Here is a 25,664-nt window from a genome sequence, read left to right on the forward strand (position 1 = left end):
GGACTTCGAAGTTTTGTCGCGGGCAACGGCTTTCAAGCACTAACCTGGGCGTTATGCCGCTGACCTTGGACGAGCGTCAACAGTTCTTCGCGCAGCCGCACATCGCGGCGCTGTCGGTGTCCGCGGGCCCTGGTCGTGGCCCGCTCACCGTCCCGATCTGGTACCAATACAGCCCCGGTGGTGAGGTGTGGGTGCTCACCGGCCCGGAGTCGCAGAAGATGCGCTACATCCGGGAATCCGGCCGGTTCACCCTCATGGTGCAGCAGTTGCAGCCAACTATCCGATACGTGAGCGTGGAAGGTCCGGTCACCCGGATAACCCCCATGACCGACGAGATGCACCACGAGATGGCCTCGCGATACCTGGCCGCGGAATCGGTCGACGGCTATCTGAAGGCGGCTGAGGCCTATGGTGAGCAGGTCGCGGTCTACCTGCGGCCGGAGCATTGGCTCTCGGCCGACCTGGGCAATCTCAGCTAGTAACTAGTACCGGCCCTGCACGTACTCGACGAGAGCCTGGCGTTCGGTCGCCAGTTCGGAGATCGCGCTCTTCACGACGTCGCCGATACTGACGATGCCGACCAGCCTGCCGTCGTGCACCACAGGCAGATGTCGGATGCGGTGCTCGGTCATGGTGCGGCGCAGCCCGTCGACCGGGTCGTCGGGTGCACAGGTGCGAACGTCGGAGGTCATGATCTCGGTGACCGGGGTATCCAGTAGGTCGGCGCCGCGGGCGTGCAGGCTGCGCACCACGTCGCGCTCGGAGACGATACCCGCGATCGTGTTCCCATCGGGGGAGACGACCACCGCGCCGATATTGTGATCGGCCAGTGCGGCGAGCAGCGTGCGTACCGTCGTGTCGGGCGCGACGGTGGCTATGTCGCTACCCTTCCTGCGCAGGATCTCCGAAATTCGCATGTTTCACCATCCAGACGTCGCGGCACTTCCAGGATCGCAAGTTCGTGGTTGGATAACCAGCACGAACTCGTTACAAGCCACATCGGTCACGGAGCGGGCATCGGTCACAGGCGCCGAGTGACGCCGCGGTCGAGATCGCGGGCCAGCAGCGCGATCGCCGCCTGCGAGATGCCGGCCGAGGTCGCCAGATCGATCGAGGTCAGTTGGGCGATGCGGCGCAACCGGTAGTCGACGGTATTGGGGTGCACGTAGAGCTGGCGCGCGGTGAGCTGGCGGTTCATGTCGTTGCCCAGGTAGGCGCGCATGGTGTCGCGCAATTCGGCATGGTGCTCGAGCGGATCGAGTATGGTGGCGATCCGCCGGGTCGCGGGGCCACTGCGGGTGAGCTGATATTCGACCGCCAGATCCGACATCTGGTAGAGACCGGGTGGTTTGTCGCCGACCCGGACCAGGTTGAGCAGCTCGTGGGCCTGATCGGCTGATTCCGGAATCCGATCGGTGTCGCCGGCCACCGAGGTCGCGGTGAGCGGGACCTCGGCGGCCTCGGCCAACAGATCGAGGGTCGCCGCGTTGACTATGGTCTCGTCGTCCGAGCCCAGCGGGATGAGCAGCGTGCCGCCCTTGGTGCTCAGCAGTGCCAGGGCGCGGGAAACGAACACGGCTGCCAGCTCGGACTGCAGTCTGCGTAGCTTGCGTCGGGCGGCGACGTTCGCGTCGACCTGCGGATCGCGCTCGTCCGCGTGTTCTGGAATCGACAGGGCGACAACCTGATAGGACTCCGCAATCGGGATGCCCGTCTGCCGGGCCAGCGCCGAACTTCCTCGCCCGCTCAGCAGTGCCGAGGCAAGTGTCTGCGCCGCCGTCTGATGTTCCTTCGCGACCAGGTGCTGCTCATCGACGTAGGCGTCGGACACCGCTGCGGTGAGCGTCTTCAGCAACTCGAGCACCAAATCGGTGGCGATCAGCACTTCATCGACGTCGTCGGCTTGGGCGTGCGCGGTCACCAGCCCGAACGCGATGCGCACCCCTTCGTGGTAGGCACGCAGGATGGTGCTCAGCGGCACACCCTCGCGGGCCCATCGGGTCGCGGATTCACGTACCGTGCCGAGCTTTTCGCCGTCCGGTACGGTGCGCTGGTCGAACATCTCGGCGACGAGGGTGAGGCAGTTGCGGGTGAGTCTCGTGACGTCCCCGCGCAATTGCTCGCCGGGCAGTGTGCGACAGGGGGCCACGCAGGTCTCGAAGTATCCGACCATGTGCGAAGCCACGCGATCAGTGTTCTGCAGTGGGATCGAAGCCGGCTGCCCGCCGATTTCGAGCACCGGGTCGGACGAATCAGTGGACAGATCCAACGCCGAGAAGGTCATTACCAGTTCGCTCCAATGCCACCTCGGGCGTGGAAAGAGCTGCGCCCGAGTCGATCGGATCACTATACGAAAGGCTCGTGCGCACGGCGAGCGATCGGCGAGATCGATGGCAACCTTCCGCACTATTCGATGACCTGCGTGTGACCAAGGGCGCTGCGAGCGGGGCGCCGCATCGACCGCACGTTGTGCCGAGGAGGATTCACGCTGCGGCGACATTCTTGCGCGCCAATCGATATCCATGCGCGCCAAGCGATTCAGAGGGCTACTCGTCGTCCAGTCCGGCCGAGAGGTAGGCGGCGGCCGCCAGCCACTGCCTGCACTGCGGGCCGTGTACCTCGTGAGCGTAGAGGATGTCGCGCGCCTGCCGGTAGGTGAGGCCGCGTGGCTCGAATCCGCAATCGGACATCGAATATTCCGGTACCAGGCACTGGCGCGGGGGCTCGGCACCGGCGCCGTCGATGACGGCAACCCGGCGGGGAGCTAGGAATGGCTGGCTCATTCGACTACCCCTCGCGTTTGCGTGTGGCGGGGAGTGCGATGTGATGGTGACGCCGGCGCGAACTCCCTGCGTACTTCCCCGATTTCGAGTATGAGTCTATGCCTCCGTTGCTTACAGATGCAAGTACATCTGCACGATCGGTTGAGTAGAAATGGTGCGGCGGCCGTCGGTCTCGAGCCGACGACCGCCGCTGTGGTGCTTGCGGTTTGGCGTTTACCGGGCTTACGGTTTGCGGGCGACCGCGCAGTAGGCGGAGATCGGCCGAATCTCGCCCACTTCGGTTTTGTCGGCGCGCCATTGGGTAAGGGAGACGAAGCCGGGTTCCACCATTTCCAGGCCGTCGAAGACCGCTTTGATCTGAGCCTGGGGACGGGGGACGTACGGAGCGCCGCCGGTGCCGGTGTAGTTCTCGCACAGCGTGACGTAAGCCTTGCTGTCGTCTGTGCCGTCCCACATCACCAGGTAGCTGCCCGAGGGCACCGCGTCCAGCACGGTATGCACGATCCGCAGCAGGTCGTCATAGGTCTTGGCGTGGCCGAGCACGCCCATGAACATGACGGCGATCGGCTGGTTGAAGTTGAGAACGTTTTTGGCGTCGGCGATGATCCGCTCGGGATCGTGGTAATCGGCGTCGACGTAGGTGGTGACGCCCTCGGGGGTCGTGCTGGTCAGCAGTGCTCTTGCGTGCGTGAGCACCAAGGGGTCGTTGTCTACGTAGACGATCTTGGACTCGGGAGCGACGCTCTGGGCGACCTCGTGAGTGTTCTGCATGGTGGGCAGGCCGGTGCCGATGTCGAGGAACTGGCGGATGCCCTCCTCGCCCGTGAGGTAGCGCACGGCACGGATAAGGAACTGGCGCGACTGCACCGCCATGGTGGTGATGTCGGGGTCGACCTCGATGCCGGCGTCTCCGGCGACGCGATCGATTTCGTAGTAGTCCTTGCCGCCCATCCAGTAGTTCCAGATACGCGCGGAGTGCGGAATGTCTGTCCGGATCAGGGGGCTGTGGTCGTCGGGCATGGGTAGGACTCCTCAGGCAAAACGTGTCGGCGGCACGGCCCGTGCGGGTGGGCGCTGCGGGGTGTCGCGAATGACTGGTATATCCGATGTGCACTGTGACAGTACAAGATTCGTTGTGCGGGGCTGGCGGGATCGCCGAGCTGATCACGTGTTTTCGGTGTCGAACCGATCGTGATTCCCCTTCTCGGCCGAGTGGGTCGCCGTAGTAAGGACGCAAGGGCGAACCTCGTGCTATCGTCCGAGTGTTGGTGCAAATGCAAGAACGTTTGAGCGTGCATCTGCACGAACCAATTCGCTGACCATGTAACCGAGGAGTGGGGAAGATGTCGGATACATCCATGAACAAGATCATCGGATCTTGGCGCAAGAGTTCCTTCAGCAATCCGAGCGGCAACTGCGTGGAGGTCGCCGAGACGGCCAATGGCCAGGTGGCAGTACGCAATTCCCGGGATCCGGAAGGGGGCGTGCTCTTCTATACGCGTCCGGAGATCGATGCGTTCGTCCGCGGCGCCAAGTCCGGAGAGTTCGACTATTTGACTAGCTGAGCGGTAGCATTAGCGGTCGGTGCGGTGTGTCTCGCGACAGGTGGTTGTGACACACTGTGGGCAACCCCGGAGTATCGGAGACGAACTCGATGATCGCTGAACCCGATGACGATGGTCATGTGCAAGCTGTTGTCACGGAACGTGGTCCGACCGTGCTACGCATCGCACTGGGGGGTCAGTTACGGAAGCTCCGGGAGAAGAAAGGCATCACCCGCGAGGCGGCGGGCGACGCGATCCGGGGCTCACACGCCAAGATCAGTCGTCTCGAGTTGGGCCGCACCGGTTTCAAGGAACGCGACATCCGCGACCTGCTGACCCTCTATGGAGTACTCGACACCGAGGAGCGCGAGTCGTTTCTCGAACTGGCCAGGCAGGCGAACGAGCCGGGCTGGTGGCATCGCTATAGCGACCTGCTGCCGCAGTGGTTCGGCACCTACCTCGGTCTGGAACAGGCTGCGAGCAAGATTCGCACCTACGAGGGGCATCTTGTTCCCGGACTGCTGCAAACGCCCGAATACGCAAGGGCGGTCGTGGCGCTCGGGTACGAGGACGCCGATACGGATCGGCGGGTCGCGGTGCGGCAACGTAGGCAAGAGATCCTATTTCGATCGGATCCGCCGATTGTCTGGGCGGTGATCGATGAAGCGGCGTTGCACCGGCCGGTCGGTGGTGCGGCGGTGCACCGTGAGCAGATGCAACATCTGAGCAAGCTCGCCAAATTGCCGAACGTGACAATTCAGGTGCTGCCGTACTCCGCGGGCGCGCACGCTGCGGCGGGTAGTTCGTTCAGTATCTTGCGCTTTGCCGAGCCGGAACTGCCCGACATCGTTTACCTCGAGCACCTGACCAGCGCGCTGTACCTTGATCGGCGGCAGGACCTTGCGCTATATCTCTCGGTCATGGACCGGCTCAGCGTCCAGGCCGAACGTCCGGAGGGGTCGATCGCGATCATCGATAGGTACGCCGACGGACTCTGAGTCCGCTGAGGGGTTTCTGCACGCAGACCCGATCGGTCAGAACGACAAGCACACCATGCCGTAACCTCCGAAACGGGCAATGGATGTCCGGCGTGTGGTGTTTCCAGCGGCCACATAGACCGACTGACCGCGGCGGTGATGCCCGGCGCCAGCCCGCGGTGGAATGCGAAAGACGCCGGGCGCGGCGACTCAATGCTTGTGGCACAAGGAGATTCGGTGCCCGCTGGGCATCGGGCCGAAGCGGGGTCAGAGCTTGATGAAGCTGGAGGTGATCCGCCAGAACGTCGCGCGCTGCAAGGTGTCGAAATCCCAGTCGTCGGCCATCGCGTACACGGTGGTGACGATTCGGTCGATATCGAAATCATGCCGGGTCGCCGCACCGGTGGATTCGACGGCATCGATGACGTATGCCATGGCGGATTCCCGCGAGAATGTGGTATCGGCGTGGCCGCTCCTGGCCGACGGTGTGCTCATTCTTCTACCGTTCGCTGGCTGGTCGGCCAGTACGATGTCGGCTGAGCCGAGCCGAAAAGTGGTTGTTCCATTCGAACATCCCTGTTGTGTGGCGGCGGCAACCTGCGGCGACTTCGGCCTTCGGCTCGCCCACGCGGGCTCCCCTGGTTGTCCCCTGTAAACCGTTGCGGGACTGAGTTTAATTCGCCGTCCCTTTCAGATGCAAGCACATCTGCACGGTCGATTATGTATTCGCAGTAGGCATTTCGTACCTGTGAGTTTGCGGACGCAGTGCTGGGAAGAGGGAATTCAATCGCGGCCGAATAGCACGTCCGTGCTGTAGACGATCTGCGTACCAGGCTCGACGAATTGGTCCGCCGCGGCCCGCCAGGCAAGGAAATGCTCGGTGAAGCGATGCGCTTCCGCCGCCTCGTCGTCGGTGTAGAGCTGATAGAGGAAGAATCGGTGCGGATCGACCCGATCTGCGCAGATGTCGAAGCGCAGACATCCGGGCTCGGTCCGGACCGAGGCATCCGCGCTCCGGGATATGGCCGCGAGGAACTCCGCGCGAGAGCCTTGGCGGATCTTCATCGAGACGATACGGCTGAACACGGTTGTTCTCCCATCGTGACCGTGGGCATCAATCGGCAAGGGCGGCAGTCGGGTTCGCCTCGGTTCAATCTGCCAGTTGTGCAACTGCCTGGCTAATCGGAGTGGTTCCCGACACGAGTTCGAGCGTCGTACCGAAGGTGTGCGTGGCGGGTAGTAGTGCGGTGAGCACGGCGGCCACATCGGAGCGCGGGACGTCGCCGCGACAGCCAACGGGCGGTGTGAGCGTCACCAGTCCGGTGCCCGCAGTGTCGACGAGGCGGCCCGGCCGGAGGATCGTCCAGTCCAGATCCCGGTCCCGCAGATCGTTCTCGGCCTGAGTCTTCGCATCGATGTAGGCGGCCCACACCTCATCGGTGCCGGGCGCGGGCGGCTGACCGGCGCCTACCGTGGAGATCTGCACGAAGCGGCGCGCGCCCGCTCGTCCGGCGGCCTCGGCCAGTCGGACGGAGCCGCCCAGGTCGACGGTGTACTTGCGGTCCACGCCGCTGCCCGGTCCCGCCCCGGCCGCGAAGACCACGGAGTCGGAACCTTTTACGACGGCGACCAGATCATCGGTGCCGGCGTTCTCCAAGTCGAACGGGACCGGATCGGCGCCTGCGGCCAGGACGTCGGCGGCGTGGTCCGGATTGCGAATGAGCGCGGCGACCTCGTCGCCGCCGGTAGTGAGCGATCGGATGAGTAGCAGTGCGATCTTCCCGTGTCCGCCTGCGATGACGACGCGCATGAATCGGTCCTTTCGGTCGGGACGGTGCCCGTGCTCAGCGCTCGGGACCGCCGGGATTACAGCGTGCGTCGACGGTGGCCGAGTAACCGACCGCTGGACGCCAGGGTTCCAGATTCCAGCTGGGTTTGTTCGGCTGTACCAGCCGCGCCCAGTCCCAGTGGCAGATGAACTGATCGCGCATGCCGGGTGCGTCCGCGTCCGAAGACTGGGCGATCACCTCCTGCCAGGCGCGCTCGTCGGACCCGGGAAAGGTGGTCTGCCGCCCGGCCGAGGTAGGAAACACGAGCAGCCGCGGCCCGTCGACGGCTTCGGTCCAGGTCACGTGGTCGATCAATGGCAAACCCGCGTAGGGATCGACGGTGGGCACGGCGCTCAACGGTGCGGAAGCCGCGGAGGCCGGTGCGTTTCGCGTCGGCGTGGTTGTGGCAGGGGGCGTCGTGGTGCTGCCCCGCGCGGAGGCGGACTCGTCGGAACCGCAGGCCGCAACAGCCATCGGCAGCAGCGCGACGGACAGCAGCGCGGCAGTACGGTGCCGGACCCCGTTCCGGCGCGGGTACCGCTGTGCCACTGTCGAACCTCCTGTGTTCTCCTCGGCACCGCTGGCGTGCCCATCCGAGCCTAGCGAGCGCGAGCGGCCTCGGCGAGTGCCACGGATTGTGGTGGTTTTCTGCTGTGCAATGCGGCCGCGACGGGTGCGCCGTCGAACCTGGGCCTGTTGTTCCCTTCGCGAGCTCTGGCTGCCGTGACTTCTGTCGCAGAGGGCCGCCGCAACCTATTGCACGATGCGCCTGGCCGGATTGCGTGCGATCCCAGCAGAGCGCGATGTCGACCGGCATTTGACGCCGACCGGCCGCGAGGTGCCCGTGCCGCCGGCGCTCGAGCTGATCGCGGAGTTGTGGTCGTCCGGTACGGACCTGCGGGTGGCCATCTATCCCGGTGACCATCTCGGTGTAGCCCGCGAGGCGATCCCCGATGCGTGTGCGCTCCTGGACGGTGTGCTCGACCGCCGGTAGGCGGCCGCGCTCAGCGCCAGAGCGATCGGCAAGGCAGCCTGCGCAGGTCGGGACGCACGTCCCCGTCCACGGTGACGGTGAGCCCAGAGTGTGCGGCGGCCGAGGTGAATTCCCCCGCCTCTGTCCGAGTCGCCGCGTATTCGAGGATCAGCGCGTCCTCCGGTGTGGGCCCGTCGAAATAGACAGTGATCCGCCGTGTCGGCGTCTCGGTGTCGTCGGCGAGCTTGTGCGCCATGCCGTCCATGCCACCGTCTCCTTCCGGGCCGGCGCGGCGGCGCGCCGTTAAGACCGACGGTAAGCTCCCACCATTGCTGAGAACATGTTCTAGGCAATCGGCTGGATTTGTCACAGCGCGGGCACACGGCAACCGAGGTAGAGTCACCGGCGGGGGCACACTACGGTCACAGGTCGGTCGCCCGAAACTTGTGAATTGTCAACACGTTCGCGTCGGCAGCTGCCCTGCGCGCGCGCTGTTGTCGAGGATGAGCACAGCGTTGAACGATGCAGGAGGCACACGTCGATGAGTCAGGGCCCACGGTCGATGGGTAGGGGAGTGCGGCGACGGCGCCTCGCACGAGCGTTCAGTGCGGTGGCCGCGGGTCTCGTGCTGGTTGCCAGTATGGCCGGGGCGGCCGTCGGCGCGCCGCTGTATCCTGCGGCGGATCCGGACCCCTTCTACGCGACCCCCGCGGACATCGCGGACAAGAAGCCGGGGGATGTGATCGCGACCCGCGTGATGCCCCCACTGATGATTTTCCCGGACACCACTGTGACCGTGGTGCGGTTCCGGTCGACCAGTTCCGAGGGCAAGCCGATCGCCGCGACCACCACGGTCCTCACCCCGAAGATGCACCGCAAGGATGGGCCGCTGCTGTCATTCCAGCACATCATCAACGGTCTCGGCGCGGAGTGCTCGGTTTCCCGCGTGCTCTATACCGGAGACCCGAACCTGATCGTGCGCGAGGCGCCGGGCTGGAATGTGCTGTTGGCCCGTGGCTGGAGCGTCGTGCTGCCCGACCACCTCGGTCCCAACTTCGCCTACGGCGCAGCCAAACTCGGCGGGCAGATCACCCTGGACAGCGTCCGTGCGGTGAAGCAGGTGGCCGACCTGGAGGTACAGCAGAGCCCGGTGGCGATGGTCGGTTACTCCGGTGGCGGCATGGCCACCGCGTGGGCGGCTGCCCTGCAGCCGAAATACGCGCCGGAGCTGAATATCGCGGGCGCGGCCGTGGGTGGCGTGCCGATGAACCTGGTGAAGATGCTCGAGACGCTTGGGCTGAACTCGCACCCGGTGTTCGGGCTCGCGTTGGCCGCGGGCCTCGGCTTGGAGCGCGAGTATCCGGACCGATTCCCACTCAGCGAGCAGCTGAACGACCGCGGCCTCGCCGCCCGCACGCAGATCGCCAACAGCTGCACCAACGACATCCTGGCCGCCGGCGCGGGCCGCGGCGCGCTGGACTTCGCGAAAACGACCTCGATGATCAACGACGACACCGCCCGCGCCGTGGTCGAGGAGAACAGTCTCGAGCTCTACGACGGCGTGCCCAAGACGCCAGTGTTCGAATGGCATTCGCCGATCGACGGGCTCATCCCGATCGACTCTGTGGTCAATACCGATAAGCGCTGGTGTGCCGCCGGTGCCACGGTACAGACCGAGCAGATTCCGGTACCCGACCACCTCACCGCGGCGGTGGTCGGCATCCCGGCGGCACTGAGCTGGCTGGACGCCCGTTTCCGCGGGGAGCCCCCTCCGAACAACTGCTGACCAACCGTACGTGACGACCGAGTCGGCCCCTTCTCCCCTAGCGGTCTCGGCTCGGTTGTTGCGAAATGGACACGCGACATACACAACTCGAGCGCTTTTGCATCTCGAGTTGGGTGTAGTGACGTAGCCTGGCCTTCTGGCCCCGGCATGATAGGGGGCATTTTCGGGGGCCGAAGGCCGCGTTGCCCGGGCGCCAGACGAACCTGACGTCGCACCCAGAGGCATGTGCCATGAGATGCTTACGTGCCATCGCGGTCACGTTGCTCGTTGTTTGTCCGGCTATGGCCGGGCAGGCCGTCGCCGAGCCGTTGCCCACGCCACCGGCGCCAGCAGTGCCCGACGTGTCGGGCATGTTCCCGCCGCCGGGCGGACTGCTACCCGGCCTGCAGCAATTCATCGACCGGATAATCCCCCCACCACCGATCACACCTGTGCCGGACCCGATTTCGCCGACTCAGCAGGCGGCCACGCTATCGCCCTCGCTGGCGGCGCTTCGCAAAGCCACCCTGCCCGCGCCGATCGGTGATCCGATGTTCGACGCCTGGCCCGCGAATCTCGGCGAGCTGACCGAGGGACAGGTCATCGATTACCGCGACGTCAGCGCGACAACCGCCCCGCTGATGCTGATGCCGATCCAGCGGGCTCTGCTGCTGAAGTACCGGACCGCGGACGCCCATGGCGCCCCCTCCTACGCCACGGCTACGCTCATCGTTCCCACCGCGGCCTGGCCGGGTCCCGGCCCCCGGCCGGTTGTGGTGAACAACCTGCCGATCGACGCGCTCGGCCGCACCTGTACTCCGGGATACACCCTCGCGCACGGAGCCAATTCGGACACCAGTTTCACCGACTTCGTCCCGCCGACCACCCATGCGGCGGCGCTGCGTGGGTACGCCGTGCTGATCCCGGACCACGAGGGCCCCTCGATGGCCTATGCCGAACCGGTCGTGGCCGGTCACGCGGTGCTGGACGCGATCAGAGCCGTCCGCGGACTGCTGCCGGACGAGTTCGGCGCCAGTCGGTTCGGCATGGCGGGGTACTCCGGCGGTGCCATCGCCACGCACGGTGCGGTAAAGCTGATCTCCAGTTACGCACCGGAATTGGCGGAGGTGATCGTCGGCGCCGCGCTGGGCGGCGTGCCCGCCGACTACGAGATCCTGGCCCGCAGCATGAATGGCAATCTCGCCTCGGCGGTGTTCATGGGTGCGGTGTTCGGGATCGGCCGGGAACGGCCGGAGATCCTGGCCAGGATGAACAATCTCGCTCAGTGGGCGGCCACGTCGCGGCTGAAGGACCTCTGTGGCAGCAGCTTCGGAGTGGTCGGCGTGCTGATGCTGCCGATCGATATCGCCGCTAACATTCCCGATCCACTGCATTCGGATCTGGCCACGGACATCTACCGCGTGACCAGGATGGCCGACATGAAGTCGGCGACCCCCCTGTACATCTACAACGGGGAGCAGGAATTCTGGATCCCCGCCGAGGGCGCGCGTAATCTCTATCGTGAACAGTGCCGTCTGGGCGTTCCCGCGGTGTACCGGAGTGTGCTCGGCGAGCACATCGTCGCGGCGGCTCTCGGCTATCCGGAGGCCATGCTCTGGCTGGACGATCGGCTGCGAGGAGTGCCTGCGCCGAGCGAGTGCTGACGGTTCGCCGGTATTGCCCGGGGACATCCGATGTTGCGGTGTGCCGGACTACCACGATTGATGCCCGGCCCGGTCCCGGTCGGTCGGTTGCTGCGATGTCCGAACTGTCCGGGGCGGCAGTGCGTCGTCGTCGCGGCTTCGGTACGGTGGGCCGGTCCAGGCGGGGTGACGCCGGATTCGTGAAAGAGGCAGATGAACGACATTACGACCACCGCGTCCGAACAGGCCACGGCGCTGGTCGGGCGGCATTTCCGCATGACCGAGCACTATGAGGTAGGACGGGAGAAGATCCGGGAGTTCGCGCGGGCCGTGCAGGACGGTCATCCGGCGCACCGGTACGAGGGCGCCGCCGCGGAGCTGGGCTTCGAGGCGCTGGTCGCGCCGCTGACTTTCTCCTCCATCGTTCTGATGCTGGTGCAGCGCAAGATGTTCGAGTCCTGGCTCACGGGCTACGATCTCGGGCAGGTATTGCAGACCGAACAGTCCATCCGGGTGCATCGGCCGATTGTCGCGGGCGACAAGCTGTGGTGCGACTCCTATATCGAGTCGTTCCGGCAGTTCGGTGACAAGGACTTCATGGTCACCAAGAACGTGCTCAGCAACCAGCACAAAGAGGTGCTGCAGACCACCCACACCACGGCGGTGGCGCAGACCGGGGTCGAAATCGCCACCGACCTGCGCGCGGCGGTCGCGGGCGTGATCATGACCGGACAGTCGGCCGGCGACCGGTCCGACGCGGCGGCCGCGCGTGCCAGGGACGAGCACGCGGGCATGGTGGAGCGATTCGACCACGTGGCACACCCTGATCCGGACGAGCGGCGCAGGACGCCGCGTACTGTATTCGCTTTCGAGGAGCTGTCGGTCGGTATGGAACTGACCCCGCGCACGATGGTCCTCTCCCGGGGTGACCTGGTGAATTACGCGGGAGTTTCCGGTGATTCGAATCCCATCCACTTCAGCGATCTCGTCGCGCGCAGGGCGGGCCTGCCCGATGTGGTGTCGCACGGGCTGCTGACGATGGGACTCGGTGCCGGGTATCTCACCGAGTGGCTGGGTGATCCGACCGCCGTGACGAATTACGGAGTTCGATTCGCCGGGTTCGCGCCGGTGCCGGCGGACAAGGCCAGCGCGATCGAATTCCGCGGCCGCGTCAAGGAACTGGACCCGATCCGCCGATCCGCCGCCATCGCACTGACTGCGACCTGCCACGGGCACAAGCTGTTCGGCCGCGCGACGGCGGAGGTGCTGTTGCGCTAGCGCCTTCTTCGGACCGAGCGGTTTCGATCTGGAATGTGAACAACGCACATGCAAGACTCGTGGAATGCGTGCTTCGGTAGTGCGGTATCACAACGAATCCATCGCTCGCGGAACAACTCCGGCTGACGAGGGTGGGCCGACTGTCCTGCGGATGATTCTCGGCGGGCGGATGCGGCGACTGCGGGAAGCATGCGGCATCTCGCTCGAAGACGCGGGCGAGGCGATCCGGGGTTCGCATTCCAAGATCAGCAGGCTCGAACTGGGCCGCACCGGATTCCGGGAGCGCGACCTGCTCGATCTGCTCGATCTGTACGGGGTCATCGACGAAGACGAGCGCGCCGAGTTCAAGCAGCTGGCCAAGCAGGCCAACACGTCGGGCTGGTGGCATCGTGATACCGACTGGCTGCCGAAGTGGTTCGACACCTACCTGGGCTTGGAACAGGCTGCGCAGTTGATCCGTTGCTATGAGCCGCGTGTGGTCCCCGAGCTTTTACAGACTCCGGATTACGCCCGCGCGCTGATGGTTCTCGCGCACCCGAACGAGGACGAGGAATCGATCGAACGGCGGGTGGCGCTGCGGATGCGCCGCCAGGAGATCCTGACCAGACCGGATCCGCCGCAGTTGTGGCTGATCGTCGAGGAGGCTGCGCTGCGCCGCGGGATCGGCGGATCGCAGGTGTGGCTCGCGCAGTTGGACCACGTGCTGCGCGCCACGGACAGACCGAACATCACCGTGCAGGTGCTGGCCGACCATGTCGGCGGGCCCGCGCTCGCCGACGGCGCGTTCACCATGCTGCGCTTCGCCGAGCCGGATTTGCCGGACATCGTCTATCTCCAGCAGCTCACCGGTGCGCTCTATCTGGACAAGAACGCCGATCTCGCCGCGTACCGTGCGGTCGCGAACCTTCTCTCGGTCCACGCCGCGCCGCCCGAATACACCAGCCAACTCATCGAGGCACTGCGGGAACGTCATCCATCGACTCTGGATCAGCCGTCCGACATCTGACGGCGGCTCGAGCGCGCCCAATCGGTCGAAGTCGATCGGGTGCCGCGTCGTCCTTCGCCTGCGTCGCGAGCTCGGCACCGGCCGGAGCCCCACAGCTGATGGCTGATCGTCGAAGAGGCGCGCTGCGCGGCAGGATCGGTGGTTCCGCTGTCTGGCGCGTCCAGCGCGACGAGCTTTTGCGCGCGGAGGCGCAAACCACACATACCGATCCAGATCCCGACCGACCGCGTCAGCGCGGCTGTCCTCGCCCCGACGGCGCGTTCCTCATGCTGCGCTTCCCCGCGACAGACCTACCCCGCATCGACTACTCCAGCTAGCTGGTTGGCGCGCGCTCTATCTCGACAAGATCGCCGACCCGTACATGTATCCGGCCTCGGCTCGTCTGGTCTGCCGATAACGGGCGGCTGATAGACGTGGTCCATCACGAATCCGGCGGTCTCTGCCTCGCGCGTCTCCGCGGTGACCACGCCGAACAGCTCGGCGACTGATTGGGTGTCGCTGAACTTGGGCATGTGACAACCGAGACGAATACTCGTGCCATCGGACGCTACGTCGACAGCGGAGTGCTGAGCAGGGTTGAACTCACCCCGGCGGAGCCAGCCGCGTCGTGCAAGCGAAGAAAGGGCAAAGTATTGTCCCAATGAGACAATAAGGTGGTAGCCTTTGAACATGAGCGACGACGGTGTCGATCTCGATGGTCGTCGGCTGCGCACGCGGCGTAGTCGACAGGCGCTATCGCGTGCCGCCTTCGATCTGCTCACCGAGCGGGGGCTCGAGGCGGTCGCTGTCGAGGACATCGCGGTGCGGGCCGGCGTCACCCGGCGCACCTTCAGTAGGCATTTCGCCTCCATCGAGGAGGCGATTCTCGGCGACGTCGACCAGGATGTGCACCTGTTCAACGAAGCCCTGCGCCGCCGCCCGATCGGCGAGCCGCCGCTGACCGCCTATCACCACGCCGTCCACGACTGGCTGGCCACCGAATACGGCGGAGCCCGCGCGGCTTTGCTGGCGCGGCGTTGGGCGCTGTTTCAGCGTTTTGAGGACGAGCCCGAGCTGTTCGCCGGTTATCAGCGCATCCGCATCGATGGGCAGCGCGAATCGGTACGGATCATCGCGGCGAGGCTGGGGGTGGATCCGCTGACGGATCCACGTCCGGCCGCCGCGGTAGGCGCCGGTGCGGGCATGCTGCTCGCCGCGTTGCAAACCTGGGCGGCGGGCCCGGACCCGATGGGCCTGTCTGCTCTCGTCGAAGAGTTCTTCGACACCCTCGTCACTATCACAACCGAATTCCGGAACGAGGAGTCACCGTCATGTCTACAGGGTCGGTGAATATGTACCGCCGGACGTGCCGACGCGTCGGGCTGGACCGTAATCCGCTGCGACGGAAGGAAGACCGCCTGCAAGCCGGGGTCGCGATGTTTCTCGCACTGGTGTTTGTGCTCGTCGTTCCGGTGCTTGCCATGACGGTCGGTGGTCGGGTGTATCGCACGGAAACGGCAGCGGTGCAAGCTCGAACTGCGCAGCTGCACCAGGTCGACGCGACCGTGATCGAGACAGGCAAGGCGCCGCTGTACGCGCCGATCATGCCCGCGCGGGTGTCCTGGAAGGATACCGACGGCGTGACGCACACGGGCGATTACCAGTCGACCACCGTCGTCGAGCCGGGTTCCACGGTCTCGATCTGGTCGAACGAAGGTGGCACCATCGTGGAGCCGCCGTCCTCGACCCAGGCGGCCAGCAAGGCGGTCCTGCTCACCTCGGGCGCGGCGCTCGGCGTCTTTGTCGTGCTCACGGGCGGCTACTTCCTGCTGCGTCGCGGTCTGGACCGGCGGCGCCTGCACAAGTGGGAATCGGAATGGACGGCCGCCGATCTCAGCTGGGGTAGTCATGGCTGACCAGGAGCGCGGCGTGCCCGCAGCGCTGGTAGAGACGGGCGCAGCGGGCAGGTCGCGGGCCAGCCCACAACACGGCGAGCGAAGAGGTCCGGCAACGCTGTGCACATCAGGGCCCCGGGGCGCCCGGTTCGGTGTCGATCACCGGACATCCCACGATGGGCAGCCGGTTCTGGTGTGACACAACATAACCGCTTGGCGCGGTGGGATCGGATCAGACCGGGAAGAGGCTGTGCTTGCGCGGATTCGGCTCCACGCTCGCCTCCTTCTCGCGCAGCAGCCGCAGCGCGTGGCGGATCTCCAGTCTGGTCCGGGAGGGCTCGATCACCGCGTCGATATAGCCACGCTCGGCCGCGATCCACGGCGTGGCGACGGTCGTGTTGTACTGGTCGATCAAGAAGTCCCGCGCGGCCTCCCGCTGCTCGGCGGGCACTTGGGCGAGCTGGCGCTTGCCGACGATACTCACGGCGCTCTCCGCGCCCATCACCGCGATCCGTGCGGTGGGCCAGGCCAGGCTGATATCGGCGCCCAGCTGCTTACAGCCCATCACCGCGTAACCGCCGCCGTAGGCCTTGCGCACCACGACGGTGACGATCGGGACGGTCGCCTCGATCACCGCTCGGAAGAACCGCCCGCCGCGCTTGATCACGCCGCTACGCTCTTCCTCGACACCGGGCAGCACGCCAGGGGTGTCGACGACGAAGATCAACGGCAGCCCGTAGACGTCGCACAGCCGGATGAAATGCGTCGCCTTGTCTGAGCACTTGGCGTCGATGGCGCCGCCGAGGGCCAGCGGCTGATTCGCGATCACGCCGACGCTGCGTCCATCCACCCTGGCGAAACCGGTGATCAGATTTTGCGCGGTGGCGGCGCTGATCTCGTGGAACTCGCCGTCGTCGAACAGGCGCAGCAGGATCTCGTGCATGTCGTAGCCCTCCCGGTCCGAGTCCGGGATAATGGAGTCCAGCTCCAGATCGTGCGAGCTGATCTCCGGCTCGATGCCCGGGTTGACGATCGGTCCCTGCTCCAGGCAGCTCGATGGCAGGTAGCTCAAATATGTTCTGGCCCAATCGAACGCGTCCTGCTCGCTGGCGGCGACGTGATGAATGGTGCCGTTGGCTGCTTGGACCTGCGCTCCGCCGAGTTCCTCCATGGTCACCTCCGCACCGGTGACTTCTTTGATCACCTCCGGCCCGGTGACGAACATGTACGACTTCTCGGTCGCGATCAAGATGTCGGTATTGACCGGAGCGTAGACCGACCCCGCCGCGCATTTGCCGAGCATGATCGACACCTGCGGCACGAAACCGGACAGTCGTTCCTGGCGGCGGCTCATGAGTGCGTACCAGGCCAGCGACGTGACCGCGTCCTGGATGCGAGCGCCGCCCGAGTCGTTGATCGCGACCACTGGGCAGGCGTTGTCGGTGGCGAAGTCCAGCGCCTTGGCGACCTTGCGGCCGAACATCTCCCCCACGGAGCCGCCGAACACGGTTTGGTCGTGCGCGATCACCACGACGGGCCTGCCGTCGATGCGGCCCCGGCCGGTGACCACGCCGTCGCCGTACATGGCATCGGAGGTACCCGGCTGGCGCACCAGGGCGCCGATCTCCACGAAGCTGCCCGGGTCGAGCAGTGCGCGTACCCGTTCCCGCGCGCTCGGAATGCCCTTGCTCTTGCGCTTCGCGATTCCGGTTTCGCCGGCGGGTTCTTCGGCCAGCTCGAGGATCCCTCGCAGCTCGTCCAGCTTTTCTCGCGTACCGCTCATCTGTGGTATTTCGCCCTTCGAACTCGTCGCCTCGCCGTATGGGCACGGCGCTCGATGTTATCGGTGGTGAGTCCTGCTGCACACGCGTTGGGATGATCTCATGGGACGGCTCGCCGCTTTGCCCGCCACGCCCGTGGCTCACGGCAGGAGCCGCATCGGCGCCGCGGCGCGCGGCGATTTGTGCAACTTACCAGTCGCGCACCGTCGCGCCGATGAATGGTTCCTACGCCGTCGCGGGGGGCCTATCCGCGGCCGTCGGACGTCTCTATGGTGACCACCGGAATGCGTGGTCGTCGTTGCGTCACGCACTGTCGGAAACCCACGAAATCGCCAGGATAGGAAATTCACGAGGCCGAAACGAGGCGCCGCGGAAATTGTGACAGTCCGACGCGCCGAGTGCCTCGGATCTGCTCGAGTGCTTGTGGTTCAGCCAACTGCGAATGTCGACTCTGATGACTTCCTGATACTTTCCAGCATATCTCGATTCCATCACGATCCGTCGCTAAACTTCGGGAGGCATGACGGGCATACAGCTGAGCGCGAGTACCGAGGCGCCGGCATCGAAACTCGCACACTCGGCGGGGTACCCCGGCCATGGCGTGCCCGGCGGTGTCACGACAAGGGCGCTGGCAGCGGCCGTCGGTGATTCGAGCGGTTGTGGATTGCCTCAGCAGGGCCCCATGGTTGTTGTCACCTCGCCCAACGATCAGGTAGTCAGGGCGTTCGGCCTGACATTTGGTCGCTGTCGTCGACTGCGCCCTGATGTCTCGGAGTGCGCAAAGGAGTACCTGTGACCATCGTGGCTCGAACAGCTGGAGGTCCGTACACGGCTGTTCGAGGAGCACAGCGAGTACGCCGGGGCCAGACAGGCAGAACGGGCTCCTGCGGCCGGATGAGTCTCCGAGTGCTGATCACGGTGGCGGCGATGGTGGTCATCGCCTCGGTGAGCGCTGCGACCGTGTTTGCCGATCCGGTGCCGCCGCCCACGCCGCCGCCCGTCGTCGATCCGGACATGACCCGGACCGGCCTGGTCTCGCTCGAGCAGGTCGCGCCGCAGCGCGAGCGGTTGTCGATCGCCTCGGCGGCGATGCGCCGCGTCATCACCGTCGACGTCCTGCGCGGTAGCGGAGCGGCGCCTCGGCCGGTCCTGTACTTGCTCGACGGCGTCGATGGCGACGCCACCTCCGCCTGGCTGACCAAGGGCAGGGCAGCGGAGTTCTTCGCGGACAAACCGGTCGACGTGGTGCTGCCCGCCGGCGGCACCGGCAGCATGTACAGCGACTGGGTCCGTCACGACACCCAGTTGGGGCTCAATCGCTGGGAGACCTTCCTCACCACCGAGCTTCCGCCGATCGTGGAATCGCTGCTGCGTTCCGACGGCAGGCGGGCGATCGCCGGCGTGTCGATGGGGGCGCAGGCCGCGATCATGCTGGCCCAGCGCCACCCTGGCTGGTACCGCGCCGTCGCCGGGATGAGCGGATGCTACTCCACCGCCGACCCGCTCGGTCACGCCGTCACCACGATCACGGTCGCCTCACGTGGCGGCGACGTCGACAACCTCTGGGGTCCGCCGGTCGGACCCGAATGGGCCGCGCACGACAGTGTGCTGAACGCCGAAGCGCTGCGCGGCACCGCGATCTACCTCTCGGCGGCCACCGGCCTGCCCACCGGCGCAGACCTGATGGCGGTGGCGAACTCGTCGACGATCGTGGACGCGTTGGCGACCGCGGGCGGCGGCGCGGCGCTCGAGGCTGGGGCACGGTCGTGCACCGAGCTGTTCGCCGCTCGGCTCGCCGCATTGAGAATTCCCGCCGCCGTGGAGTACACGGCCGACGGAATGCACACCTGGCCGGATTTCGAGGCGCAACTGCCGAAGGCGTGGCAGGTGCTGGCGCAGGCGCTGGAGCTGTCGAAGTCCCAGTGAACGGCGCCGCGGAATCAGTGCGTCACCGTGGCGTTGACACCGGTATGACCTCGGCACTTCGCTCTATCCGGTTCTCCGTCCTCGACCGTTCGCGGGTCCGGCGCGGCCAGAGCCATTCTGCGGCGCTGCGGGAGACCGTCGAGTTCGCCCGGCTCGTCGAGCAGTGGGGCTATCACCGGTTCTGGGTGTCCGAGCACCACAGCGTGCCCGGCGTGGCGGGCTCGGCGCCCACCGTGCTCGCGGCCGCCGCGGCCGCCGCGACCGTACGGATCCGGATCGGTACCGGCGGAGTGATGTTGCCCAACCATCAGCCGCTGATTGTGGCCGAGCAGTTCGGCGTGCTGGAGTCGTTGTATCCGGGACGCATCGACATGGGGCTGGGTCGGTCGGTCGGCTTCACCAACGGCGTGCGGCGAGCGCTCGGGCATGACAAGCGCGACGCCGAGGACTTCGACGCCCAGCTCACCGAGCTGCTGGCGTACTTCGCTCACGGCGGGCAGGAGGGCGTGCACGCCTGGCCGACGGAAGGGCTGCGCATTCCGGCGTTCCTGCTGGCGACCGGATCCGGTGCGGAGCGTGCCGCTCGGTTCGGACTCCCGCTGGTGATCGCTGCCGTGGGCGGCGAAGACCGCATGATCGCGGCCATCGAGCGCTATCGGGCCGGGTTCCGTCCCGCAACCCCCGGTGCCGAACCCTACGTGATGGTCTCGGGTTCGGTCGTCATCGCCGATACCACTCGGCAGGCGCATCGACTGCTGCTGCCGGAGGCATGGTCCACTGCGTACTCACGTACCCACGGCACATTCCCGACCCTGATTCCGCCCTCTGAGATCGAAGCGCTCACCATGACCGACCGGGAGCGCCGGATACTCGACGAAGCGTTGCGCGGTCATATTCACGGCACTGAAGAGGAGGTCGCCGATCAGCTGGAGCGGTTGGTGACCAGGACCGGCGCCGACGAGATCCTCGTGCACACCAGTACCTACGACCGTGCCGTTCGCTTGGAATCGCACCGCAGGCTGGCGCGGCTCACCGGCCTGTCGCGCGATCGCGCCGACGTGCGCCAGCCCGGCACGGCGGCCTGACAAGAAATCTTTCGCCAGCCACTGCAGACACATCGCGGTACCGGGCAAACCCGGCCCGGTGCTACGTCAGCTGCAGCGTAAGTGTCGCGATGCCCAAGCCGACGAAGCCGATGGCGAGGAAGAATTGCGGTGTAGGCACGTTCCCGTACGGGCGTGCGGCACATGTTCGGTGCGCTCGACCTGGCCACCGGCCAGATGTACTACCGGATCCGAGATCGCAAGCGATGGACGGAGTTCCTGGCATTCCTCGAGATCCTGCTTGCCCGCTGGCGGGCAGAGAAGCTGTACGTGATCGCGGACAACTTCTCGCCGCACAAACGCCGGGAAGTGCGGGAATGGGCGGCGGCAAACAACGTTGAGCTGGTGTTCACACCGCCCTACTCGTCCTGGCTGAACTGGATCGAGTCCGAGTTCGCCGCGCTGCGTTACATCGCGCTCAACGGCACCGACCACCGCAGCCACGGGGAGCAGGACGACGCCATCGGCGCCTCCATCCGCTGGCGCAACCAACACGCCGAACCCAAGCGCGAATTCGCCGTCAACTCCAAGATCCGATTACCCGATTACCTGGCCAACGTTGCTTGACACAGGCACTAGCGCTTCGGCGCAACCGACTCTGAGCCCGTGAATGTCCGTACATCGCGGGACGTAATGAGGGGCAGAAGTTCAGCCGCACCGATCTCCTGGAAGTGCGCTGAATCCCGGTGTGCTGCGAATGCCTCAGCATCTGCATACGTTTCGATACTGACGAACCGCTCGGGCTGCTCGACCGACCGAAAGACGTCATAATCGACACAACCAGGCTCGGTGCGGCAGACCTCCGCAAACTGCTGGATCACCTCGCCCAGCCGATCGGCGTTCTCCGGGCTGGACGTCACATCGGCAATCACGTAAACAGTCGAATCCATCGGCCGAGCGTATACCGGTACCTGGGCGCAGCCGTCCACCGCCAACCGGGGGAAGCGACCTTCCGATCACTCGAATTACCTCGTCAACCTTTCGAGACAAGGCACTAGCTCTGGCAAGGCCGGCGAGCCATCGGTCGTGGAGATCGAATCGCAGGATGGCGATGTCCTGTGTTACCACCGGCGACATGGGCTACTCGCGGGGCCCGGTGGTTTCCGCCGAGGGAGCGGTGATGCCCGCGAGTCGGCGTGGCGCGAGGATTTCGTCGATTCTTTCTCGGGCGAGGAGTCCGAGTTCGATCGCGATGTCACTGACAGATTCTCCGGTTTGCAGCGCCTGCTTGGCGATAAGGGCGCTGGCGGCGTATCCGATGTGCGGGGTCAGGGCCGTGACGATGCCGATGGAGCGTCGGACCCCTTGTTCCAAGTGGTCGCGGTTAGGGGTGATGCCCGCGACGCATCTGGTTGCCAACGCCTCGACGGCGGCGGTCAGGTGCGTCGTGGTGCGCAGCAAGCTGTAGGCGATGATCGGTTCGAAGGCATTGAGTTGCAGTTGCCCGGCCTCGGCGGCCATCGTGACGGTCAGGTCGTTTCCGATGGCCTCGAACGCGACCTGATTGACGATCTCCGGGACGACCGGGTTGACCTTCCCTGGCATGATCGATGACCCCGCTTGTACCGGGGGCAGGTTGATTTCACCGAAACCTGTTGTGGGACCGGATGACATAAGACGCAGGTCGTTGCACGTCTTCGACAGCTTGACCGCGACCCGCTTGAGGATTCCGGAGATTTGGACGAAGACGCCACAATCCTGGGTCGCTTCGATCAGGTCGGCCGCTGGTATGACGAGCTCTCCGGTGAGCTCGGCCAGGTGGGCGCATGCCAGTGCGGGGTAGCGCGGATGGCCGTTGATTCCGGTTCCGATCGCGGTGCCGCCGAGATTGCTTTCGCACAGCAGTGCGATGCCTTCCTCGAGCCGGTCGCGATCCTCGCGCACCATGACCGCGAAGGTGTCGAATTCCTGTCCCAGCGTCATCGGCACGGCGTCTTGCAACTGGGTACGGCCCATTTTGATGACATCGGCGAATTCGGTCGCCTTGCCGCCGAATGTGTCCGCGAGCCGGCCCAAGGCGGCGACGAGTTCCCGAATGTGTTGAACGACAGTGAGTCTGATGGCTGTCGGATAAACGTCGTTGGTGGATTGCCCGAGGTTGACATGGTCGAGCGGATCGAGTTCGGCGTAGCTTCCACGGTCGTGGCCGAGCAATTCCAGCGCCCGGTTGGCGATGACCTCGTTGGTGTTCATGTTCGTCGAAGTTCCCGCGCCGCCTTGGATCGGGTCGATAGGAAATTGATCGTGCAGCGCGCCGGCCCTGATCTCGTCGCAAGCTGATTCGATCGCGTCGGCGCGTCGGGCGTCCAGGATGCCGAGTTCTCGGTTGGCACGGCAGGCAGCCTGCTTGACCGCGGCGAGCGAAATGATGAGCGCGGGGTATCGTCCGATGCTGTCGCCCGTGATGGCGAAATTGTCCAGCGCGCGTGCGGTGTGGATGCCCCAGTAAGCGCTGCTGGGCACAGTGCGGGCGCCCAGGGAGTCACGTTCGGTGCGGGTGCTGTCGGTCATTATCGACTCCAGGCAGTCAGGTAGGTGTCTTGGCTATGGATTGCTGTGGGCGCGGCGAGCTTCGACAACTCGCCGAGCAGGTTGGTCGTCATCCAACGGTGCAATTGTCGACCGGAGAGCCCGAGATCGACGAGGTAGCCAAGTTTGGCGAGCGCCGCCTCTCTGGTCATGTCTCCTCCGCTGATGGCGCCCGCGTCCAGCAGAGTTCGTCCTGGCAGGTATCGCTCCAGATCAACCGAACCGCTGTCACACTGGGTGATGACGACGACCGGCGTTCCGTGCCGAGTTGCGCTCCGAATCGCCTCGATTGTTTCTGACCCGTCCAGTGGCAACGTGCCGGAGCCATAGCATTCGAGGATGATCCCGCCGGGGTAATGACGAATTGCTGCGGCGAGAAGGTCGGCATGCATGCCGGGAAATACAGTGAGCAGCCCGACCGGCAAGCGGGTCGCTGCACTGTGTCTCCGCGTGGCGAGTGCCGGAGGCGGGGACGGGGGCGGTGCGAATTCGCCGAGTGTGGTGAAGCCGTCGTAGTTGTCGCAGGCGCGTTTGCTGGCTCGCACGGCGCGATGCAGTGTCGAGCCGAATGCGATAAATGTCCCTGGACCTGGTTGCGCGGCAATCGAATGCAATGCCAGGTGCAGGTTGTCTCGCGCGTCGCTGCCAGGGTGGCCCAAGGGTATCTGGGCGCCGGTCAGCACGACCGGAACATCGATCTCACGCAATTCGAACGCCATGCGGGCACCCATGTAGGCCATCGTGTCGGTCCCGTGGATAACGACGACACCATCCGGCTGTGCCGATTCGGTGCCGGACCGGACCCACTCAGCAATTCGGCATGCGGTCTCGGGGCCGGCATCGGCGCTATCGATGACGCGGTCGAATTCGGCATATCGGAACTCGACCGACCTGCCCTCCGCATCCTCGAATCGGGTGATGATATCGGCGATTTCGTCGCCGATCCCCGAACGGGGGCGCAAACCCGCGCCCCCATCGGCCATCCCGAAGGTGCCTCCGGTGTAGAGGATACGGACCCGCAATGCCGAGTGGTGATGTGCCGCAAGCGTTGCCGGAGCAGGCGCTGAATCCTCGTGGGCACGGGCTTCTCGATAGGTCATTCGCCCAGCACTCCAGCGGTCGCCGCGCCGGGCCGGTCAACCGGGCCGAGAACGTCCGGATCGAGACGGCCCCTGATTCGGAACCATCCCACGATCATGGCGGCGACGAGGACGGAAAACACCGCGAGGGTGATTCGCCCGATCTCGGCGTCGAAGAACATCAGTCCGACGACCATGGCCAGGAATCCGAGGGTCAAGATGTTGAGGACCGGCGCGAAGGGCAGCTGGAAATCCGGTCGACGGTACTCGCCCCGCTGCGATTTCCGCACGAATATCCAGTGACAGATCATGATCGATGCCCAGGTGCCGACGATGCCCAGCCCGGCTAGGTTCAGCACGATCTCGAATGCCTTCTGCGGCATGAGCAGATTCAGCACAACACCGGCGATGCCGACCGAACTGGTGATCAAGATCCCGCCGTAAGGAACACCATGGCGGTTCATCCGCGCGGCGAAGCGCGGCGCCGTCCCGGCCACGGCCATCGACCGGAGGGTGCGACCGGTCGCGTACAGACCCGCGTTCAGACTCGACAGCGCGGCGGTGAGAACCACCAGATTCATGACGTCACCAGCGTGCGGGATACCGATCGAACTCATCACCGTGACGAATGGGCTCTCGTCGGGGGAGTACGCCGTCCACGGCAGCAGCAGCGTGAAGAGGACAACCGAGCCGGCATAGAACAGGATGATCCGCCACATGATGGAGTTGACCGCCTTCGGAACGACGGCGCCGGGGTTGTCGGATTCGCCAGCGGCCACGCCGATCATCTCCGTTCCGCCGAATGCGAACACCACCCCGAGCGCGATCGTCAGCATCGGAGCAAGACCGCGTGGGAAGAAGCCACCGTTGTCGGCGATCATCGAGATGCCGGGGACATTTCCGTCGACGGACGTGCCGGTGACGATGAATGCCACGGCCAGCACCATGAAGACGACGATGGTGCCGACCTTGACCAACGCGAACCAGAACTCCAGCTCACCGAACAGTCGCACCGACACGACGTTGAGTCCCACGACTACAGCCAGCGCGATGAGTGCGAGCACCCACTGGGGTATCGGTACGAACAGCGACCAGAAGTGCGCGTACAGCGCTACGGCGGTGATATCGGCAACCAGTGTGGTCGACCAGTTGAGGAAGTACAGCCAGCCGACCGAATATGCTCCGCGCTCGCCGAGGAATTCGCGCGCATAGGAGACGAACGCCCCGGAGGAGGGGCGGTACATCACCAACTCGCCGAGCGCGCGCACGACCATGAACGTGAAGATGCCGCACACGATGTAGACGATGGCCAATGACGGGCCGGCGAGTGCCATGCGGCCGCTGGCTCCGAGGAATAGTCCGGTGCCGATCGACCCGCCGATCGCGATCATCTGCATGTGGCGCTTGCGCAGCCGTTTTTGATAGCCGACATCGCCGAGGTCGAGCTTCGGTGCCGGTGTCGCGGCTGGCCGGGCCGACAGTTCATCGTGGTGTGTCATCGAAACCTTCCTTGGGCCTGCTTCAGCCTCCGAGACAGCCCGCCGCTCCCCCTCATCGAGAGCGGCAGGTCAGTA

28 protein-coding genes are annotated in these 25,664 nt (G+C 65.4%); 14 read left to right on the plus strand and 14 right to left on the minus strand.

The annotated features are described in order from the left end of the window. Positions 1-53: 53 nt before the first annotated feature. Positions 54-479: a pyridoxamine 5'-phosphate oxidase family protein gene (locus OH799_RS02985; protein WP_406275370.1), complete on the plus strand. Its 426-nt coding sequence runs from the start codon at positions 54-56 to the stop codon at positions 477-479. A gap of 3 nt (positions 480-482) precedes the next feature. Here OH799_RS02985 and OH799_RS02990 read toward each other — a convergent pair whose 3' ends face one another. From OH799_RS02990 to OH799_RS03005, 4 genes are all read right to left on the minus strand, one after another. Beyond that, positions 483-917: a CBS domain-containing protein gene (locus tag OH799_RS02990; RefSeq protein WP_357271120.1), complete on the minus strand. Its 435-nt coding sequence runs from the start codon at positions 915-917 to the stop codon at positions 483-485. 104 nt (positions 918-1,021) lie between these two features. Further along, positions 1,022-2,284, minus strand: coding sequence for a PucR family transcriptional regulator (locus OH799_RS02995; RefSeq protein ID WP_406275373.1), 1,263 nt, complete (start codon positions 2,282-2,284; stop codon positions 1,022-1,024). 262 nt (positions 2,285-2,546) lie between these two features. Beyond that, the gene (locus OH799_RS03000; protein ID WP_406275376.1) at positions 2,547-2,783 is read right to left on the minus strand and encodes a hypothetical protein; all 237 of its coding nucleotides are present in this window, start codon (positions 2,781-2,783) and stop codon (positions 2,547-2,549) included. A gap of 222 nt (positions 2,784-3,005) precedes the next feature. After that, positions 3,006-3,803: an SAM-dependent methyltransferase gene (locus tag OH799_RS03005; protein WP_406275379.1), complete on the minus strand. Its 798-nt coding sequence runs from the start codon at positions 3,801-3,803 to the stop codon at positions 3,006-3,008. A gap of 323 nt (positions 3,804-4,126) precedes the next feature. Between OH799_RS03005 and OH799_RS03010 the strand changes: the two genes are divergently transcribed. Then, positions 4,127-4,348 carry a DUF397 domain-containing protein gene (locus OH799_RS03010; RefSeq protein ID WP_406275382.1) on the plus strand — a complete coding sequence of 74 codons (222 nt, stop codon included), beginning with the start codon at positions 4,127-4,129 and terminating at the stop codon, positions 4,346-4,348. Positions 4,349-4,437: 89 nt separating this feature from the next. Further along, positions 4,438-5,325, plus strand: coding sequence for a helix-turn-helix domain-containing protein (locus OH799_RS03015; RefSeq protein WP_406275385.1), 888 nt, complete (start codon positions 4,438-4,440; stop codon positions 5,323-5,325). Positions 5,326-5,571: 246 nt separating this feature from the next. Here the strand turns inward: OH799_RS03015 and OH799_RS03020 are convergent, their stop codons facing one another. The 4 genes from OH799_RS03020 to OH799_RS03035 form a co-directional block, all read right to left on the minus strand. Further along, positions 5,572-5,799 carry a hypothetical protein gene (locus OH799_RS03020; RefSeq protein WP_406275388.1) on the minus strand — a complete coding sequence of 76 codons (228 nt, stop codon included), beginning with the start codon at positions 5,797-5,799 and terminating at the stop codon, positions 5,572-5,574. Positions 5,800-6,087: 288 nt separating this feature from the next. After that, positions 6,088-6,390 (minus strand): putative quinol monooxygenase, encoded by a 303-nt coding sequence (locus tag OH799_RS03025; RefSeq protein ID WP_406275391.1) that lies wholly within the window; start codon positions 6,388-6,390, stop codon positions 6,088-6,090. A 64-nt stretch (positions 6,391-6,454) separates the two neighbouring features. Continuing rightward, positions 6,455-7,114, minus strand: coding sequence for an NAD(P)H-binding protein (locus OH799_RS03030; RefSeq protein WP_357271097.1), 660 nt, complete (start codon positions 7,112-7,114; stop codon positions 6,455-6,457). Between the two features lie 34 nt (positions 7,115-7,148). Further along, positions 7,149-7,682, minus strand: a complete 534-nt coding sequence (locus OH799_RS03035; RefSeq protein ID WP_406275395.1) for a DUF2599 domain-containing protein — start codon at positions 7,680-7,682, stop codon at positions 7,149-7,151. Between the two features lie 214 nt (positions 7,683-7,896). Here OH799_RS03035 and OH799_RS03040 point away from each other — a divergent pair, with 214 nt between their 5' ends. After that, positions 7,897-8,127, plus strand: coding sequence for a hypothetical protein (locus OH799_RS03040; protein WP_406275398.1), 231 nt, complete (start codon positions 7,897-7,899; stop codon positions 8,125-8,127). 10 nt (positions 8,128-8,137) lie between these two features. On the opposite strand, the gene OH799_RS03045 is transcribed toward OH799_RS03040, so the two are convergent. After that, positions 8,138-8,371 carry a hypothetical protein gene (locus OH799_RS03045; protein ID WP_406275401.1) on the minus strand — a complete coding sequence of 78 codons (234 nt, stop codon included), beginning with the start codon at positions 8,369-8,371 and terminating at the stop codon, positions 8,138-8,140. A 297-nt stretch (positions 8,372-8,668) separates the two neighbouring features. On the opposite strand from OH799_RS03045, the gene OH799_RS03050 reads away from it, so the two are divergent. From OH799_RS03050 to OH799_RS03080, 7 genes are all read left to right on the plus strand, one after another. Continuing rightward, positions 8,669-9,892 carry a lipase family protein gene (locus tag OH799_RS03050; protein WP_406281742.1) on the plus strand — a complete coding sequence of 408 codons (1,224 nt, stop codon included), beginning with the start codon at positions 8,669-8,671 and terminating at the stop codon, positions 9,890-9,892. A 230-nt stretch (positions 9,893-10,122) separates the two neighbouring features. Next, positions 10,123-11,535 (plus strand): lipase family protein, encoded by a 1,413-nt coding sequence (locus OH799_RS03055; RefSeq protein ID WP_406275404.1) that lies wholly within the window; start codon positions 10,123-10,125, stop codon positions 11,533-11,535. Positions 11,536-11,727: 192 nt separating this feature from the next. Continuing rightward, on the plus strand, positions 11,728-12,792 hold the full coding sequence (locus OH799_RS03060; protein ID WP_406275407.1) for a fused (3R)-hydroxyacyl-ACP dehydratase subunits HadA/HadB: 1,065 nt from the start codon (positions 11,728-11,730) through the stop codon (positions 12,790-12,792). A 64-nt stretch (positions 12,793-12,856) separates the two neighbouring features. Then, positions 12,857-13,798: a helix-turn-helix domain-containing protein gene (locus OH799_RS03065; RefSeq protein ID WP_406275410.1), complete on the plus strand. Its 942-nt coding sequence runs from the start codon at positions 12,857-12,859 to the stop codon at positions 13,796-13,798. A gap of 98 nt (positions 13,799-13,896) precedes the next feature. Then, the gene (locus OH799_RS03070) at positions 13,897-14,115 is read left to right on the plus strand and encodes a hypothetical protein (protein WP_406275413.1); all 219 of its coding nucleotides are present in this window, start codon (positions 13,897-13,899) and stop codon (positions 14,113-14,115) included. A 352-nt stretch (positions 14,116-14,467) separates the two neighbouring features. After that, positions 14,468-15,127 carry a TetR/AcrR family transcriptional regulator gene (locus tag OH799_RS03075; RefSeq protein WP_406275416.1) on the plus strand — a complete coding sequence of 220 codons (660 nt, stop codon included), beginning with the start codon at positions 14,468-14,470 and terminating at the stop codon, positions 15,125-15,127. After that, the gene (locus OH799_RS03080) at positions 15,109-15,693 is read left to right on the plus strand and encodes a hypothetical protein (protein ID WP_406275419.1); all 585 of its coding nucleotides are present in this window, start codon (positions 15,109-15,111) and stop codon (positions 15,691-15,693) included. Before OH799_RS03075 ends, OH799_RS03080 begins: the two co-directional genes overlap by 19 nt. Positions 15,694-15,904: 211 nt before the next feature. On the opposite strand, the gene OH799_RS03085 is transcribed toward OH799_RS03080, so the two are convergent. Further along, the gene (locus tag OH799_RS03085; protein ID WP_406275422.1) at positions 15,905-17,455 is read right to left on the minus strand and encodes an acyl-CoA carboxylase subunit beta; all 1,551 of its coding nucleotides are present in this window, start codon (positions 17,453-17,455) and stop codon (positions 15,905-15,907) included. Between the two features lie 904 nt (positions 17,456-18,359). Here OH799_RS03085 and OH799_RS03090 point away from each other — a divergent pair. From OH799_RS03090 to OH799_RS03100, 3 genes are all read left to right on the plus strand, one after another. Next, the gene (locus OH799_RS03090; RefSeq protein ID WP_406275425.1) at positions 18,360-19,379 is read left to right on the plus strand and encodes an alpha/beta hydrolase; all 1,020 of its coding nucleotides are present in this window, start codon (positions 18,360-18,362) and stop codon (positions 19,377-19,379) included. A gap of 44 nt (positions 19,380-19,423) precedes the next feature. After that, positions 19,424-20,464 carry an LLM class flavin-dependent oxidoreductase gene (locus OH799_RS03095; RefSeq protein ID WP_406275427.1) on the plus strand — a complete coding sequence of 347 codons (1,041 nt, stop codon included), beginning with the start codon at positions 19,424-19,426 and terminating at the stop codon, positions 20,462-20,464. Between the two features lie 153 nt (positions 20,465-20,617). Next, positions 20,618-21,049 carry a transposase gene (locus tag OH799_RS03100; protein ID WP_406275430.1) on the plus strand — a complete coding sequence of 144 codons (432 nt, stop codon included), beginning with the start codon at positions 20,618-20,620 and terminating at the stop codon, positions 21,047-21,049. Between the two features lie 8 nt (positions 21,050-21,057). Here the strand turns inward: OH799_RS03100 and OH799_RS03105 are convergent, their stop codons facing one another. From OH799_RS03105 to OH799_RS03120, 4 genes are all read right to left on the minus strand, one after another. Then, entirely contained in the window at positions 21,058-21,354 is a 297-nt protein-coding gene (locus OH799_RS03105; protein WP_406275432.1) for a putative quinol monooxygenase, read from the minus strand. Between the two features lie 208 nt (positions 21,355-21,562). Beyond that, the gene (locus tag OH799_RS03110) at positions 21,563-22,993 is read right to left on the minus strand and encodes an aspartate ammonia-lyase (RefSeq protein WP_406275435.1); all 1,431 of its coding nucleotides are present in this window, start codon (positions 22,991-22,993) and stop codon (positions 21,563-21,565) included. Continuing rightward, positions 22,993-24,111: an asparaginase gene (locus tag OH799_RS03115; RefSeq protein WP_406275438.1), complete on the minus strand. Its 1,119-nt coding sequence runs from the start codon at positions 24,109-24,111 to the stop codon at positions 22,993-22,995. Before OH799_RS03115 ends, OH799_RS03110 begins: the two co-directional genes overlap by 1 nt. Then, positions 24,108-25,589, minus strand: coding sequence for an amino acid permease (locus tag OH799_RS03120; protein WP_406275441.1), 1,482 nt, complete (start codon positions 25,587-25,589; stop codon positions 24,108-24,110). The genes OH799_RS03115 and OH799_RS03120 overlap by 4 nt, the downstream gene beginning before the upstream one ends. Between the last annotated feature and the right edge of the window lie 75 nt (positions 25,590-25,664).

It is taken from the genome of Nocardia sp. NBC_00881 (genome assembly GCF_045207455.1).
GTDB lineage: Bacteria > Actinomycetota > Actinomycetes > Mycobacteriales > Mycobacteriaceae > Nocardia.

What these genes read in the sequence shown, in the direction of transcription:
- OH799_RS03010 (WP_406275382.1), top strand. Translation starts at nt 4,127, where the DNA reads ATGTCGGATACATCCATGAACAAGATCATCGGATCTTGGCGCAAGAGT.
- OH799_RS03120 (WP_406275441.1), bottom strand. Translation starts at nt 25,589, where the DNA reads ATGACACACCACGATGAACTGTCGGCCCGGCCAGCCGCGACACCGGCA.
- OH799_RS03050 (WP_406281742.1), top strand. Translation starts at nt 8,669, where the DNA reads ATGGGTAGGGGAGTGCGGCGACGGCGCCTCGCACGAGCGTTCAGTGCG.
- OH799_RS02990 (WP_357271120.1), bottom strand. Translation starts at nt 917, where the DNA reads ATGCGAATTTCGGAGATCCTGCGCAGGAAGGGTAGCGACATAGCCACC.
- OH799_RS03020 (WP_406275388.1), bottom strand. Translation starts at nt 5,799, where the DNA reads ATGAGCACACCGTCGGCCAGGAGCGGCCACGCCGATACCACATTCTCG.
- OH799_RS03015 (WP_406275385.1), top strand. Translation starts at nt 4,438, where the DNA reads ATGATCGCTGAACCCGATGACGATGGTCATGTGCAAGCTGTTGTCACG.
- OH799_RS03055 (WP_406275404.1), top strand. Translation starts at nt 10,123, where the DNA reads ATGAGATGCTTACGTGCCATCGCGGTCACGTTGCTCGTTGTTTGTCCG.
- OH799_RS03115 (WP_406275438.1), bottom strand. Translation starts at nt 24,111, where the DNA reads ATGACCTATCGAGAAGCCCGTGCCCACGAGGATTCAGCGCCTGCTCCG.
- OH799_RS02995 (WP_406275373.1), bottom strand. Translation starts at nt 2,284, where the DNA reads ATGACCTTCTCGGCGTTGGATCTGTCCACTGATTCGTCCGACCCGGTG.
- OH799_RS03080 (WP_406275419.1), top strand. Translation starts at nt 15,109, where the DNA reads ATGTCTACAGGGTCGGTGAATATGTACCGCCGGACGTGCCGACGCGTC.
- OH799_RS03040 (WP_406275398.1), top strand. Translation starts at nt 7,897, where the DNA reads ATGCGCCTGGCCGGATTGCGTGCGATCCCAGCAGAGCGCGATGTCGAC.
- OH799_RS03095 (WP_406275427.1), top strand. Translation starts at nt 19,424, where the DNA reads ATGACCTCGGCACTTCGCTCTATCCGGTTCTCCGTCCTCGACCGTTCG.
- OH799_RS03045 (WP_406275401.1), bottom strand. Translation starts at nt 8,371, where the DNA reads ATGGACGGCATGGCGCACAAGCTCGCCGACGACACCGAGACGCCGACA.
- OH799_RS03070 (WP_406275413.1), top strand. Translation starts at nt 13,897, where the DNA reads ATGGCTGATCGTCGAAGAGGCGCGCTGCGCGGCAGGATCGGTGGTTCC.
- OH799_RS02985 (WP_406275370.1), top strand. Translation starts at nt 54, where the DNA reads ATGCCGCTGACCTTGGACGAGCGTCAACAGTTCTTCGCGCAGCCGCAC.
- OH799_RS03065 (WP_406275410.1), top strand. Translation starts at nt 12,857, where the DNA reads ATGCGTGCTTCGGTAGTGCGGTATCACAACGAATCCATCGCTCGCGGA.
- OH799_RS03110 (WP_406275435.1), bottom strand. Translation starts at nt 22,993, where the DNA reads ATGACCGACAGCACCCGCACCGAACGTGACTCCCTGGGCGCCCGCACT.
- OH799_RS03060 (WP_406275407.1), top strand. Translation starts at nt 11,728, where the DNA reads ATGAACGACATTACGACCACCGCGTCCGAACAGGCCACGGCGCTGGTC.
- OH799_RS03000 (WP_406275376.1), bottom strand. Translation starts at nt 2,783, where the DNA reads ATGAGCCAGCCATTCCTAGCTCCCCGCCGGGTTGCCGTCATCGACGGC.
- OH799_RS03085 (WP_406275422.1), bottom strand. Translation starts at nt 17,455, where the DNA reads ATGAGCGGTACGCGAGAAAAGCTGGACGAGCTGCGAGGGATCCTCGAG.
- OH799_RS03005 (WP_406275379.1), bottom strand. Translation starts at nt 3,803, where the DNA reads ATGCCCGACGACCACAGCCCCCTGATCCGGACAGACATTCCGCACTCC.
- OH799_RS03075 (WP_406275416.1), top strand. Translation starts at nt 14,468, where the DNA reads ATGAGCGACGACGGTGTCGATCTCGATGGTCGTCGGCTGCGCACGCGG.
- OH799_RS03030 (WP_357271097.1), bottom strand. Translation starts at nt 7,114, where the DNA reads ATGCGCGTCGTCATCGCAGGCGGACACGGGAAGATCGCACTGCTACTC.